We start from the raw sequence: 13,622 nt of genomic DNA on the forward strand, positions 1-13,622 counted from the left end.
GCGGGCGGGGCCCGGCCCCGGGGGGGTGACCTCCGCCCCCCTCAATCCGGGGGCGGTGGATGACACACCTCTTAACGCCCTTGAGAGGTGCGTAGGTCACCGCCCGAGGGTCGTCAGTCGGCGGCGATGCGGTAACCGACGCCGCGCACGGTCTCGATCCAGCGTGGTGTGGCACTGGAGTCGCCGATCTTGCGGCGCAGATTGGCCATGTGCACCTCGATGGCGCGTTTGTCGGCCTCGTTGACGAAATACGAGGTCACATAGTCCTGGCCACGCAGCGCAAGCACCAGGTCTGCTTTGCTACGGACCCTGCGGCCCGAGGACAGCAGGATGTGCAGCAGGTCGAACTCGGTGCGGGTGAGGTCGATGCCGCGTCCCTCCACGGTCACGATCCTGGTCTCGGGATCCAGCACGAGGCCACGGACCTGGAGGGCTCCGTGCGAGCCCGCATCCGCCCGAGCGCCGGCCTGTGGGCTCGTGGCGGCGATATTGGCCGCGACCTGAGCCGGAACCGCCGGGCCCGCCGGCGCACCCCGATGATGCGCGGGCGTAGGCGCCTGGCGTGTGGGCTCGGCCCGGTGATGAGGCGGCTCGGCAGGGGGCGTGTACGTCGGCGGCGTGTACTCCGGCGCCGGCGGGGCCGGTGCCACCGCTGCCGCCTGAGGCGCGGACGGCTCGGCGGCCGGGCCAGCCGCCCCCGCACGGTCGCGGGGACGACGCAGGACCGCCTCGATCCGCGCGCGCAGCTCGCGAGGACGGAACGGCTTGACGAGATAGTCGTCCGCCCCGGCCTCGAGACCCTGGACGACGTCGATCTCGTCACCGAGCCCGGTCAGCATGATGATGTACGTCGAGCTGAACTCGCGCAGGCGCTTGGCCGTCGCGAAGCCGTCCATGCCCGGCATCGTCACATCGAGGGTCGTGATGAGGGGGTCGTACTGCCTCACGAGCTCGATGCCGTCTGCTCCGTTGGAGGCGCTGAACGGCTCGAAGCCGCTGCTCTCCAACACGGTCTTCAGCAGATGGCGGATGTCGGGATCGTCTTCGATCACGACGACACGGCGCTGCTCCTGGCTCGACATGGGCTCACAGTACCAACGCCCCGCAGTCAGCCGACGGTGTTTCCCGACTCGGCGGTGAGACACCCCCTGTTCACCGGCTCCACGGGACCGGTCGGCGCGGAGGTGAAAAGCACCGTTCCGAGGCTCACCAGCCGGCCTGTCGCGCGAGCTCCGCCGCTCGTTCGTTCCACCAGGTGCCCGCGGGCGGTCCGCCCCGGCAGGTGCCGTCGCTCTCGCCCGGCGGCTTGATCCAGAGTCGCGCGTCGAGACGGCCCTCCCCCGCTCCGGGGCGCTGACCGAGTGCCCGGCCCGGCGGGTTACACCATTCGCCGGAGGCGCCCGCACCGTTGCGGCCGGTGTCCATCACATAGTGCACGCCGTCGTCGAGCAGATCGGCCAGTCTCTCGGCGTAGTCGATCTCATCGGCCTCACCGTTGTAGGCGGCGACGTTGACGGAGAAGCCTCGCGCCTCGTCGATCCCGATCCGCCGGAGCCGGTCGGCCATCGTCTCCACCGCCACCCAGTCCGAATGCCCGGCATCGAGGTAGGTCGTGACTCCCGCGCTGTCGAGGGCCGATCGGGCATCGTCGAGCAGGTCGAATCGCGTCTCGGGGTCGGGGCACTCGTCCACCATCGCGAGGGCGTCGGGCTCGACGACGGCGGCCACGTGGCGCGGCTCATGTCCGAGACCGCGAGCCGCCCGCTCGACCCAGGTGCGATAGTCCCCCGGTTCGAGACCCCCGCCGGAGTGCCCACCGGCGCAGTCTCGATCGGTGATGCCGTAAAGCACGACCACAGCGACGGCATTCTCCTCCGCGGCACCCTCGGCGATGGTGGCCGCACGATGCTCGACGGCGTCGAGTCCGCTCTCCTCGGGGGTCAGCCAGATCGCCGTCGGGACCTCGGCAACCCGTCGCACGATCTCGGCATCGGGGCCGGTGGCCGCATCCGCTGCCTTGTGGGCGAGAGAGTCCGGTGCGCCGTACAGTTCGGCGCCCGCGAAGGGGTCGTGGCGCTGGGCACCTGATCGGCCGAACCAGCCGCGCGGATCGACCCCGAACATGACCAGGGCCGCCACGAAGGTCACGATGACGACGATGCTCGTGACCGCGATCGCCCGCGGCGGGATGCTGAGACCTCGAACGCGCACGAGCCACCCTTCGTCACCTCGACGGCGTCCGCACGTCGTCCGCACCATTATGCCGCGAGACCACCCGACGACGGCACCATCGCTCCCGTCCCTGGTCGGTGAGTTATCCCGCACCCAGCGGGCAGTCGTGGGTGATGGCTCACCGATATCCTGTCGACCACGATTCCGGTGAGTCATCACGCAGGAGCGTGGCGCGAGTACGTGACAGCTCACCGCCCATGGGCGGGAGCGGCGCGCCTCGAGAGCGGTTCAGCGCAGGGTGGCCCGCAGCCCGCGGCGCAACACCAGATGCGTGACGACCACCAGAACCGCCGTGGTCACGACCGCGACCAGCCAGCCGGTCGTGCGCAGCGCCAGCACACCGAAGACCGCCACGAACAGCGAACCGGCGAGAGAAGCCATCGTCACCGCGATCTCGTCATCGGGTTCGCGATCGTGTGTGTAGCCGAGCACGAGCAGGGCGATCACCGTCGTGAGGACACCGCCGACGAAGCCGAAGACCATCAACACCCCGGCCGCGGTCACCAGCGCCTCGCGCGGAGCATCGTGGCCGACGACCACCACGGCGAGGAGGGCGACCAGGGCGAAGCAGCCCCCGAGCGACACGGCGAGCCGCGCGGCACCGGGACGCAGGGTCACTCCTTGAACAGGCTGGTGACCGAGCCGTCCTCGAACACGGCCGAGATCGCCTGGGCGAGCAGTGGCGCGATCGACAGCACCGTGAGCTTGTCGAACTGCATCTCATCGGTGAGGGGCAGCGTATTGGTGACGATGACCTCGCGCGCGCAGCAGTTCTTCAGGCGGTCGACCGCGGGGCCCGAGAACACGGCGTGGGTCGCGGCGATGATGACGTCCTCGGCGCCATCGGCCTTGAGCGCCTCGGCGGCCTGCACGATCGTGCCACCGGTGTCGATGAGGTCGTCGACCAGGATGCACGTGCGGCCGGCCACTTCGCCCACGACACGGTTGGCCTTGGACTCGTTGGGGCGGGAGATGTCGCGGGTCTTGTGGATGAAGGCCAGCGGCGCGCCGCCGAGCGAGTTCGCCCAGGACTCGGCCACCTTGATCCGGCCGGCATCGGGCGAGACGACCGCGAGCTGCTTGTCGCCGTACTTCTTCTTGACGTGGCGCGTCAGGATCGGCATCGCCAGCAGGTGATCCACCGGCCCGTCGAAGAAGCCCTGGATCTGCGCGGTGTGGAGATCGACCGTCATGAGCCGGTCGGCACCGGCCGAGAGGAACAGATCGGCCATCAGACGCGCCGAGATCGGCTCGCGCCCGAGGTGTTTCTTGTCCTGGCGGGCGTAGCCGTAGAAGGGCAGCACCACCGTGATGCGCTTGGCGGAAGCACGCTTGAGCGCGTCGATCATGATGAGCTGCTCCATGATCGCCTCGTTGATCGGTGCGGAGTGGCTCTGGATCACGAAGGCATCGCATCCGCGCACCGACTTGTCGAAGCGCACGTAGATCTCGCCATTGGCGAAGTCGTAGGCGGTGGTCGGCACGAGCTCGGCCTCGAGCAGTTGGGCGACCTCCTGCGCGAGGGTCGGATGCGCCCGACCCGAGAAGAGCATGAGGTTGCGGGTCGGTGTGCGCTCGCTGAGGCTGCCGTTGGTCACTGGGGGTTCTCTTCCTGCCGTGCTGCGTTCTCCGCGGCCTCGTGGGCCGCTGAGCCGGGCCGTCGCCTCGCGACCCACCCGTCCATGATCCTCTGTCCCCCGGCGCTCACCGCGAGTGCCCCCGGTGGAACGTCCTCGCGGACGATCGTTCCAGCGCCGGTGAAGGCTCCGTCGCCGATCTCGACCGGTGCCACGAAGACATTGTCGCTCCCGGTCTTGGCATGACGCCCGACGACGGTGCGGTGCTTGCGCTCGCCGTCGTAGTTGGCGGTGATGGTGCCCGCGCCGATATTGGTGCCCTCGCCGATCTCCGCGTCGCCGATATAGGAGAGATGGGGCACCTTGGCGCCGTCGGCGATCTGGGCGTTCTTGGTCTCCACGAAGGTGCCGATCTTGCCCTTCGCGCCGAGCTCGGTGCCAGGACGCAGGTAGGCGAAGGGGCCGACGGTCGCGCCGGCGCCGATCACGGCATCCGATCCGTGGGTGCGTTCGATGGTGGCATCCTCGCCGATCTCGACATTTCGCAACGTGGTGTCCGGTCCGATCGTGGCGCCGCCGGCCACGGTCGTGGCTCCGAGAAGCTGGGTGCCGGGGCGCACCGTGACATCCGGCGCGAGGGTGACGTCGGAGTCGATCCAGGTGGTGGCGGGGTCGATGATCGTGACGCCGTCCAGCATCCAGCGCCGGGTGATCCGGTCGTTGAGCTCGCGGGCCAGCCGGGCGAGCTGGGCGCGGTCGTTGACGCCCTCGGTCTGCCAGACGTCCTCGAGGACATGGGCTCCGACGGGGAGCCCGTCGGCGACCGCGAAGCCGACGATATCGGTCAGATACAGCTCGCCTTGCGCGTTCTTCGGCGTGAGCCGGCCGAGGGCCGCGTCGAGGAAGGTGCCGTCGACCGCGAGGATGCCGCTGTTGATCTCGCGGACCGATCGCTCGTTCTCGCTCGCATCCTTGTGCTCGCGGATGGCGGTGACGGTTCCGTCATCGCCGCGCAGGATCCTGCCGTAGCCGGTGGGGTCGTCGACCTCGGCGCTGAGGATGGTGACGGCGCGGGCGTCCGCGCGGTGCTCGTCGACCACCGCGCGGAGCGTCTCGGCCGTGAGCAGCGGGACATCGCCGTAGGTGATCAGGACGGTGCCGTGAGCCGCGCCCGCCTCCAGCGCGTCGAGCCCGGCGCGGACGGCGTCACCGGTGCCTTTGCGCTCGTGCTGGACGGCGATCAGCGCCTCACTATCGAGGGCCGTGGTGGCCGCCTCGACCTGCTCACGCTGATGGCCCACGACCACGACACGCTGTTCGACGCCGAGCTCGCGGACGGCGGCGAGAGCGTGGCCGAGCATGGACCTGCCACCGAGCTCGTGCAGCACCTTGGCGCGCTCGGATTTCATGCGAGTTCCGGCTCCGGCGGCGAGGACGATCGCCGTGACCTTCGCATCCAATGCGGACTCCTTCGTGTTCGGGGCTACCCGTCAAGTGTGGGGGTACCTCCACACTCAGCGGGTTCTCGCGTGGCTCCCCGGGTAGGAGTCGAACCTACGTCGCTAATCCTGATTCAAAGTCAGGCGGGCCCTGCCGGCAGACCAACCGGGGAAAGCGCGTCCAGCGTACCGAACACCCCAGGCCACGCGCCGGGGCGGCGCTCCTGCAAGATTCTCGACCTCAAGAATCTCGACGCGATAAACTCATCCCATGGACGAGGTCGATCGGATCGTCGCCGCCTGGCGGCACGAACGCCCCGATGCCGATGTCTCCCCGATGGAGGTGCTGAGCCGGGTCAGCCGCCTCGCGCAGTATCTGGACGGGCTCCGCAAGCAGGCCTTCACCTCCGTGGGCCTCGAGCCGTGGGAGTTCGACGTGCTCGCGGCGCTGCGGCGCATCGGCGAGCCCTACGAGCTGTCCCCCGGCCAGCTCGTCGCTGCCACGCACGTGACCAGCGGCACCATGACCAACCGCGTCGATCGGCTGCAGCGCAAGGGGCTGGTCGAAAGGCGCCCGGCCCCCTCCGACCGGCGCGGTGTGCTGGTACGGCTGTCCACGCGAGGGCGAGAGCGCGTCGATGCGGCCCTCGATGCGCTACTCACCCACGAGCACGAACTTCTCGCCGATCTCGACAGCGACGAGCGCGCCACGATCGCCGACCTCCTGCGCGACCTCATCGAGCCCTTCGCCGGCCCCTCGCACTAGCGTCGAGGGCGACCGGCCTCCAGCAGGAAGTCGATGACGGCGGGAAGCACCCCCTTGCCATCGTGACCGACTCCCGGGACGACATCGAATCTCACATCGGAGCCGAGCGCGTTCAAGGCATCTCGCAGTGCCTTGGCGCGCGACATCCGATCAGGCCCACCCGGACTGGGGAACACCTCGGCGGGGTCATTGTCCTTCCCGCCGATCACGATCTGGGTGGGGACACGTGCCACGTCCGCCGGGTCGAGTGCCGTGCCGAATCTCGTCACGAGATCCTCCACGCCCTCCCACCAGGGACGCTGCGGATCGGGAAGCGTGATGCGGCCCGGGGCACCGATGGAGACCGCCGACAGTCGTCCCGGATGCAGATAGAGGAACCGCTGCGCGAACTGGCCGCCACCGGAGAAGCCGTGGAGGAAGAACCGGTCGGTGGAGACATTCCACCGACGGGCGACCTCGTCCACCATGCTCAGCAGCAGATGGTCGTAACGTACGCCGCCCTGTTCGATCATCTTGTAGTTGTGCATGTCATCGGGGTCGTCGATCGCCGCAGGGAAGATCGGCGTCAGCACCACGGCCCGCTGGTCGACGGCGATCTCGGCGAGACCGTCGAGATAGGTCTCCGTCCTCCGGCCGGTGCCGTGCACACAGACCCAGACATCGAGCGGACCCTCGTCATCGCGATAGTCCGGTGGGACGAACAACCGATAGGAGAAGCGCGGATCGGTCTGGCTGGCGACGATCGGCGTCACCCCGGTGAGCAGTGCGCGCCCGGCATGTCCGGCGGGAAGGTCAGCGAGCCGCAACATCGCGGCCTCCGGTCGTGGACAGTTCCCGCTTGAGGATCTTGCCGGTCGCGGTCATGGGCATCGAGCCGACGATCTCGACGATCCGGGGGTACTTGTACGACGCGAGCCGCTCCTTGCCCCACGCCACCAGCTCCTCGGGCTCCACCGCGCTGCCCTCCTGCGGCACGACGAAGGCTTTGATCTCCTCCCCATGGGAGTCATCGGGTACGCCGACGACGGCCACCAGCGAGACATCCGGGTGAGACATGTAGAGCTCCTCGATCTCGCGGGGATAGACATTGAATCCGCCGCGGATGATCATGTCCTTCGAGCGGTCGACGATGTAGTAGTAGCCGTCCTCGTCGCGACGAGCCAGGTCGCCGGTGCGGAACCACCCGTCCCGCAGCACTTCGGCCGTGGCCTCGGGGCGACCGGCGTAGCCCTTCATCACATTGTGGCCCTTGATCGCGATCTCCCCGACCGCCTCCGGATCGTCCGAGATCTCGCTCCCGTCGTCGCCGAGCAGCTTCATCTCCACCCCGGGGATCGGCAGACCGATCGACCCCACTCGCGGTTCCTGACCGAAGCGGGCGAAGCTCGCCGTCGGGGAGGTCTCGGACAGCCCATAGCCCTCGAGGATCGTCACCCCGAAGCTCTCACGGAATCTGCGATGGATCTCGGCCGAGAGCGCCGCTCCGCCCGAGGACGCGACGCGTAGGTTCGCCGCGAGGAGCCCCGCTGTGTGCTCATCGGGCACGGCATTGAGCAGGGCCCAGTACATCGTGGGAACTCCGGCGAAATTCGTCACCTGCTCGCGGACCATCGTGGCGATCGCGTCCACCGGATCGAAGCGGGGCATCAGCACCATGGTGCCGCCGAAGTGGAAGGCCGAGTTCTGCGTGACCGTCTGGCCATAGGAATGGAACAGCGGCAGGGCGCACAGGTAGGTGTCCGGCCGTTCCGGATCGGGTTCGAAGAGGTCCTGGCCGACGAGGACATTGTCGAGCATATTGCGATGGCGCAGCTCGGCACCTTTGGGCTGACCGGTCGTCCCGGACGTATAGAGGATCACGGCGGTGTCGTCCTCGTCGACCGCCACGCCGGTGAACGGCACCTGGTGGCCGGAGAGCCACGGCATGGCAGTCGCCGGATCGGCACCGATCGTGAAGAGGCTCTCGCAGGACTCCACCTCGTCGAAGGCCGCCTGCGCCATGGCGCCCATCGGCAGTTCGGATGTTCCCTCGAAGGCGAAATAGGCGACGGCCTCGCAGTCGCTCAGGTGGTAGGAGATCTCCGCGGGTTTGAGCAGCACGTTCAGCGGGACGACGGTCGCGCCGGCTTTGAGGATGCCGAAGTACACGATCGGGAAGTAGGGCAGGTTGGGGCAGCTCAGGGCGACTCGGTCTCCCCGGCCGATTCCCCGCGAGGCGAGCAGGTCGGCGACCGAGCCGGCGAGCGCGTCGATCTCGGCATAGGTGAGCCGGATATCGCCCAGGACCACCGCGATGCGGTCCGGATGGGCGGCGGCTGGTGTCTCCAGCACGGAGCAGAGATTGGTCATGGCGGTGGCTTCTCCTCGTGTTCGGTGCCGAAGGCGCGGGCCTTCGGCTGGTGTCTTATATCTCTATTTGCTATAGCGTATGGCGGACAACCCTACGGAAGGAACATCATGGCCGGTCATGGAGCAAGCAAGGTCTCTGCTGAGGGCGTGCTCGCGACCTTTCCCGAACTCCGCGATATCGAGGACGCCAGCCTGCGCGACATCGTCATCGAGATCTGGCAGGAAGTACTGGACGAGAGCGACTGGGAACGCCTCGAAGACGTCCCGAAGCACCCGCACAAGCTGCCCGCCTCGAGCAACCTCGTTGACCACACCCGGACGGTCACCCAGATGGCCGTCGCCGTCGCCGAGGCCGCTGAGCGCGTCCGCGGCATCGGATATGACCGCGATCAGCTGATCGCCAATGCGAACCTGCACGATGTCAGCAAGCTGCTCGAGTTCGAGCCGACCCCGGAGGGAGGGCAGGGCTCGCGTTTCGGACATCTCATCCAGCACGGCGCCTATGGAGCCCACAAGATGTGGCAGAAGAACCTGCCGATGGAGATGGTGCACAGCGTCCTCGCTCACACGCTCACCTCGCGCTACGTGCCCCAGACGTGGGAGGCCGTCGTCGTGCACTACGTGGACTATCTGGATTCCGATGCGCTCAATCTCCAGCACGGCGTGCCTCTGAACATCCGCAAGTGAGCGGCGGGTGTCGTCGACCGGCCCTCGGCCGATCGACGACACCCGCCCTCTCAGACCCCGCTGGGCAGCAGCCGCTCGGGCACCGGCAGCGTCGCCAGCGGCACATGCTGCTGACCGCAGTGCAGGTCGCGGTCACCCAGACCGCCTTGCGGTACCCGTCGCGGGAACGAGATCTTGACGACATTCAGTTCGGGGATCCGGAAGATCTGCACGGCATCGCGGTCGACTCCGTACAACTCCGCGATGACCGACTCATTGATGAAGTCGGGATCGGACACGATCGCGTAACCGCTCGCGTCGCGCATGAAGGTCTCCAATGTCGTCCAGAAGGGTCCGGCATTCTTCGAGCGGACCTCGTAGGCGAAATCGGCGATCAGAGGGGCATCAGCAGTGGTCATCGTCATCCTTCACAGACGGGTGCGGAACATCGCGGTGGAGTCGTCGACCTCGACGACGTGGTTGAGCACGAACTCATAGGCCGGCCCGCGCTCCAATTCGGCCGGAGACGTCGCGAAGGCGAAACTGGGCAGATAAGGCAGGTCGGGCAACGGCAGATGGAGCATCAGCGGGTTGGCGACCTTCGCGACGGCCGTCGCGGTGGCCTGGTCAGCGGCGCTGGCTCGCAGCATCACACCGACCTCGTGGGTCGCCGCTCCTTCGGTCTCCAACCCTCCGAGGACCGCATCGTGACCGTAGAGCCGCAGGTCGAAGGCGTACTCGTGGGGCGCTAGGCCGAGGGTCTGCTCGACGCGCTCGGTGAGGACCGTCCGCATGAAGTCGGCCCACTCCTCGATGTGAGCGATGATGTGCGGGTCGCGGATCGCGGCGAAGGAGATCGTCTCGTAACCCGTCAGCCGTGCTCCCTCCAGCTTGATCGTGACCTGATCGGCGATGTGGAACTGCGAACCCTCCACCCGCACCCGCCGCTCGTCGACGGCCGTATATCGAGACTCGGTCACGTCGAGCGTGCCGCGTGGCTCGCGCAGGAGGAACGGATTGGCCGTCTCGTAGAGCATGTGCGCGGCGACCGATGTCGGTGTGCAGGCCGTATCGAGGTCGAGCGGCTCGATCTCGAAGCCGTCCCGGTCGACCCAGGCGACCACACCTCCGGAGCGTGGATTGGTCGTGCACTGTCCGCCGCACTCGACGATCTTCGCCGCGTGCCAGGCGGGTCCCGCCGGGAAGCCGCGCATCATCGGTACCGCTGCCGCCACCGCCGTGTCGGTCGCCCGGCCGCCGAGAACGACATCGGCACCGGATTCCAGCGCCTCGACGAAGGGCTCATGCCCCATGACGCCCACGATGTGCGAGCAGGCCTCGAGGGTCTCGGCCGAGAGCTCACCCAGGGGCGGCAGCGGATGAATCCGCCCGGCATTGAGCTGTTCCTTCAACGCTCCCGAGGTTTGCTCACTGTAGATCCTGGCCACCTTCAGCGTCAGGTTCTCCTCCCGCAGGAGCTCGTCGACGATCTCGGCGACCCAGTCCACTCCGGCATCGGTGCCCGATGTCCCACACGATCCGATCAGCAGCGGTATGCCCGCCGATGCGGAGGCGCGGAGCACGATGCGGAGATCGTGTCGGACGGCCGCCGCGGTGGTCTTCGCCGTCGACGAGCCGAGGTAGTAGGGACCGGAATCGGTCGATCCTCCGTCCACGGTGATCACATCGGCGCCCAGGGCGATCCCGCGTGCGACCGCCGCCTCGTTGATGCCGGCACCGAGCATTCCGCTCGGCACGAGCACTCCGACGCTCTCGCGCTGGCCCTGATCATTCATCATCGGTCTCCTCGTTCTGGTGGTTCTCGGGCTCGAAGAGCCGGAGATCTTCTGGATTCAGTTGCACGGTGAGCTCCGAGGTCGCCACCGGCCGCCTCGTCGTCACGGTCAGCAGGGAGCCGCCGACCTGCAGCACATAGCGGTAGTGGTCCCCCAGGTAGGAGCTCGTCACGACCTTGGCCGTCATCTCGTTGAGGCCGGCCGGCTCGTCCTCACGCCGGATGTGGACCGCTTCGGGACGGATGCTCACATGAGCCGGGCCGCGATGCCGCCCCGTGTGGCGGACCCGTAACGGCTCGGCAAGACCCTCGAGTCGCACGGTCGCCGTCGTGCCGTCGGCGTCGAGCACGGACGCCTCCAGGATGTTCGCGGTACCCACGAAATCGGCGACGAACAGGTCCGCCGGCTCCTCGTAGACCTCGACCGGCGTGCCGATCTGTCGAATCACGCCACGGTCCATCACGACGACGTGATCGCTCATCGACAGCGCCTCGTCCTGGTCGTGGGTCACGAAGACGGTCGTGACGCCGACGCGCTGCTGCAGGGTGCGCAACCAGTCGCGGGACCGGTCCCTCAGCTTGGCATCGAGATTCGAGAACGGCTCGTCCAGCAGCAGCATGTCCGGAGGATGCGCCAGCGCACGCGCCAATGCGACACGTTGTTGCTGACCGCCCGACAGCTGATGCGGGTAGCGGTTCACCTGGGCCGAGAGCTCGACCAGTTCGAGCACCTCGTTGACCCGGGCGCGCCGTTCGCTCGCCTTCACCTTGCGCAGCTTCAGCGGATAGGCGACGTTGTCGAAGACCGTCATGTGGGGCCAGACCGCGTAGGACTGGAACACCACACCGCAGTTGCGGCGCTCCGGCGGCAGATCGACGCGTTCCCCGTCGAACATGGTGTTGTCGCCGAAGCAGATCCGTCCCGCGTCGGGACGGTGAAGACCGGCGATCGACCACAGCGTGGTGGACTTCCCGCACCCGCTCGGCCCGAGAAGGGTGGTGATGCGGCCGTTCTCGACCGTGAGCGACAGATCGTGCAGCACGGTGTGCTCGCCGAACGACTTGCGCAGATTCTGGATCCTCAGTTCAGGCACGCGGACGCACCCCGAACAGCCCTCGGCCGATGCCGAGGACGGCGAGTGTGATCACCATCTGGATGACTCCTAACGCGGCGACGCTGCCGCCCGTGTTGGTCGCTGCGAGTTGCAGCATGGTCAGACCGAGCACAGGCGTGCTGTCGGTCACGAGGAAGACCGCCGGCTCGGCATCGTTGAGCATGGCGACGAAGAGCAGGACGAAGGAGGCTGCCATCGCGGGCATGACGAGGCGCAGCACGATGGTCCGCATCGCCTGCCACCACGTCGCCCCCGATGTCCGGGCGGCGAGATCGAGATCGCGGCCGATGCTGGCGAGCGCCGGATAGAAGGCGCTGTATCCCAAGGCGAGGCTCCGCACCGCGAAGGCCAGCCCCATGCCCCAGATGGTCGCCCGGAGCGTGCCACTCGGATCGAGCACCACGAAGGACCAGAAGAAGGCCATGCCGGTGACGAGGCCGGGAATCATCCGGGGCCACAGCATCGCCTGCTGGAGCGAGCCACGCAGCCTGAACTCCGACCGGTGGGCGATGACGGACAGGATCGCGATCACGAGTGTCGTCAGGAATCCGCCGACGGTCGCGATCAAGAGGCTGTTGACCAGCGCTCGGGTGTAGACGGCGTTCTGGAAGACCGCGGTGAAGTTCGCGGTCGTCAACACCTCCCAGGGCGAGATGAAGGGGGTGAAGACGGTCGTGAAGGCGGTCATCACGACGCCGATCAGCGGGACGATGACCATGGCCAGCGCTACCAGCAGCGCCACGCCGGCAGCGAGCCAGCGCATCGGTCCGAGGTCCAGGGCGCGGGCCGCCGTCGGCTTGCCGGTGACGGCGGCGAAGCGTCCGAGGTCCCCGACCAGCTTGTTCCTGACGACCAGCAGCGCCGAGACCATGGCGAGCAACAGCACGGCACCGGCCGAGACGAGTCCCTGTCGCGGGGGCGAGGCATTCGTCCAGTTGTTGTAGAGATAGGTGGAGATCATGTCGATATTGCTGGAGTATCCGAGCACGAGCGGTAGGCCGAGCACCTCCATCGCCAGGGCGAACACCAGCAGCGCCGAGTTGAGGATCGCGGGACGCAGCAGCCGGACGCTGACGGAGGTCAAGGCCCGGCCGGGCTTGGCACCAGAGGTCCGCGCCGCGTCCTCGAGGGCCGGATCGATGGCCGCCAGGGTGTTCCGGCAGAACAGGAAGATCACCGGGGCGGCGACGCTGATGCCGACGAGCGCCATGCCGGGGATGCTGTAGAGATCGATCGGCATCCGCAGGAAGGTGTTGGTCTCCAGCCAGGAGGACGCGAACCCCGACGGCGCCCACATCAGCGACCAGCCGAGCACCAGCACGATGCCCGGGAGCATCACGGGCAAGAGGAAGATCACCGCCAGCACGTGGCGTCCCGGCAGATTGGTGCGGGTGAACAACACCGCGGCGCCGACGCCGAGGATCAACGAGCCGACCGTCATCAAGGCGGCGAAGACGAGGCTGTTGAAGAACGCCGTCCACCAAGCCCCGTCGGTCAGCAGGTCGCGGTAGTTGAGCAGCGTGAAGTGCCCGCCGGACTCGTACAGCGGCGTCGACCACAGCGAGGCGATGACGACCGGGACGATCGGGCCCACGATGACCAGGAGCGCCAACGCCCAGATCGCATAGTGCGACACCGTGGTGGAGCCGAACCGCCGGCTCCGGCGGCGCCTCGCCCGCGGCC

Annotated in this window: 13 protein-coding genes and 1 tRNA gene; 2 read left to right on the top strand and 12 right to left on the bottom strand. The window is 67.8% G+C overall.

What is annotated here, in order from left to right:
- Positions 1-113 precede the first annotated feature (113 nt).
- The 6 genes from JL108_RS20100 to JL108_RS00790 all read right to left on the bottom strand — a co-directional run bounded on the left by JL108_RS20100 (position 114) and on the right by JL108_RS00790 (position 5,421).
- On the bottom strand, positions 114-1,082 hold the full coding sequence (locus tag JL108_RS20100) for a response regulator transcription factor (RefSeq protein ID WP_143913761.1): 969 nt from the start codon (positions 1,080-1,082) through the stop codon (positions 114-116).
- Positions 1,083-1,206: 124 nt separating this feature from the next.
- Complete coding sequence (locus tag JL108_RS00770) at positions 1,207-2,211, bottom strand: glycoside hydrolase family 6 protein (RefSeq protein WP_205196479.1); 1,005 nt, start codon at positions 2,209-2,211, stop codon at positions 1,207-1,209.
- 249 nt (positions 2,212-2,460) lie between these two features.
- On the bottom strand, positions 2,461-2,850 hold the full coding sequence (locus JL108_RS00775) for a hypothetical protein (RefSeq protein WP_143913759.1): 390 nt from the start codon (positions 2,848-2,850) through the stop codon (positions 2,461-2,463).
- The gene (locus JL108_RS00780) at positions 2,847-3,785 is read right to left on the bottom strand and encodes a ribose-phosphate diphosphokinase (RefSeq protein ID WP_240190473.1); all 939 of its coding nucleotides are present in this window, start codon (positions 3,783-3,785) and stop codon (positions 2,847-2,849) included. Before JL108_RS00780 ends, JL108_RS00775 begins: the two co-directional genes overlap by 4 nt.
- A 41-nt stretch (positions 3,786-3,826) precedes the next feature.
- Positions 3,827-5,269: a bifunctional UDP-N-acetylglucosamine diphosphorylase/glucosamine-1-phosphate N-acetyltransferase GlmU gene (glmU, locus tag JL108_RS00785; RefSeq protein WP_205196481.1), complete on the bottom strand. Its 1,443-nt coding sequence runs from the start codon at positions 5,267-5,269 to the stop codon at positions 3,827-3,829.
- A gap of 70 nt (positions 5,270-5,339) precedes the next feature.
- Positions 5,340-5,421, bottom strand: a tRNA-Gln gene (locus JL108_RS00790).
- 98 nt (positions 5,422-5,519) lie between these two features.
- Between JL108_RS00790 and JL108_RS00795 the strand changes: the two genes are divergently transcribed.
- Positions 5,520-6,014, top strand: a complete 495-nt coding sequence (locus JL108_RS00795; RefSeq protein ID WP_205196482.1) for a MarR family winged helix-turn-helix transcriptional regulator — start codon at positions 5,520-5,522, stop codon at positions 6,012-6,014.
- On the opposite strand, the gene JL108_RS00800 is transcribed toward JL108_RS00795, so the two are convergent.
- Entirely contained in the window at positions 6,011-6,823 is an 813-nt protein-coding gene (locus tag JL108_RS00800) for an alpha/beta hydrolase (protein ID WP_205196483.1), read from the bottom strand. The two genes, JL108_RS00795 and JL108_RS00800, sit on opposite strands and share 4 nt — an antisense overlap.
- Positions 6,807-8,363, bottom strand: coding sequence for a long-chain fatty acid--CoA ligase (locus tag JL108_RS00805; RefSeq protein ID WP_205196484.1), 1,557 nt, complete (start codon positions 8,361-8,363; stop codon positions 6,807-6,809). Before JL108_RS00805 ends, JL108_RS00800 begins: the two co-directional genes overlap by 17 nt.
- 108 nt (positions 8,364-8,471) lie before the next feature.
- Between JL108_RS00805 and JL108_RS00810 the strand changes: the two genes are divergently transcribed.
- Positions 8,472-9,050, top strand: coding sequence for a hypothetical protein (locus JL108_RS00810; protein ID WP_205196485.1), 579 nt, complete (start codon positions 8,472-8,474; stop codon positions 9,048-9,050).
- A gap of 50 nt (positions 9,051-9,100) precedes the next feature.
- Here the strand turns inward: JL108_RS00810 and JL108_RS00815 are convergent, their stop codons facing one another.
- The 4 genes from JL108_RS00815 to JL108_RS00830 are packed head-to-tail and all read right to left on the bottom strand — an operon-like array spanning position 9,101 to position 13,575.
- Positions 9,101-9,448 (bottom strand): DUF4387 domain-containing protein, encoded by a 348-nt coding sequence (locus JL108_RS00815; RefSeq protein ID WP_205196486.1) that lies wholly within the window; start codon positions 9,446-9,448, stop codon positions 9,101-9,103.
- A 9-nt stretch (positions 9,449-9,457) separates the two neighbouring features.
- Positions 9,458-10,828: an acyclic terpene utilization AtuA family protein gene (locus JL108_RS00820; RefSeq protein WP_240190469.1), complete on the bottom strand. Its 1,371-nt coding sequence runs from the start codon at positions 10,826-10,828 to the stop codon at positions 9,458-9,460.
- Positions 10,818-11,918 (bottom strand): ABC transporter ATP-binding protein, encoded by a 1,101-nt coding sequence (locus JL108_RS00825; RefSeq protein ID WP_205196487.1) that lies wholly within the window; start codon positions 11,916-11,918, stop codon positions 10,818-10,820. The genes JL108_RS00820 and JL108_RS00825 overlap by 11 nt, the downstream gene beginning before the upstream one ends.
- Entirely contained in the window at positions 11,911-13,575 is a 1,665-nt protein-coding gene (locus JL108_RS00830; protein ID WP_205196488.1) for an iron ABC transporter permease, read from the bottom strand. Before JL108_RS00830 ends, JL108_RS00825 begins: the two co-directional genes overlap by 8 nt.
- Positions 13,576-13,622: the final 47 nt, after the last annotated feature.

The sequence above is a fragment of the Aeromicrobium sp. YIM 150415 genome, from assembly GCF_016918125.1.
GTDB classification, from domain to species: Bacteria; Actinomycetota; Actinomycetes; order Propionibacteriales; family Nocardioidaceae; genus Aeromicrobium; species Aeromicrobium piscarium.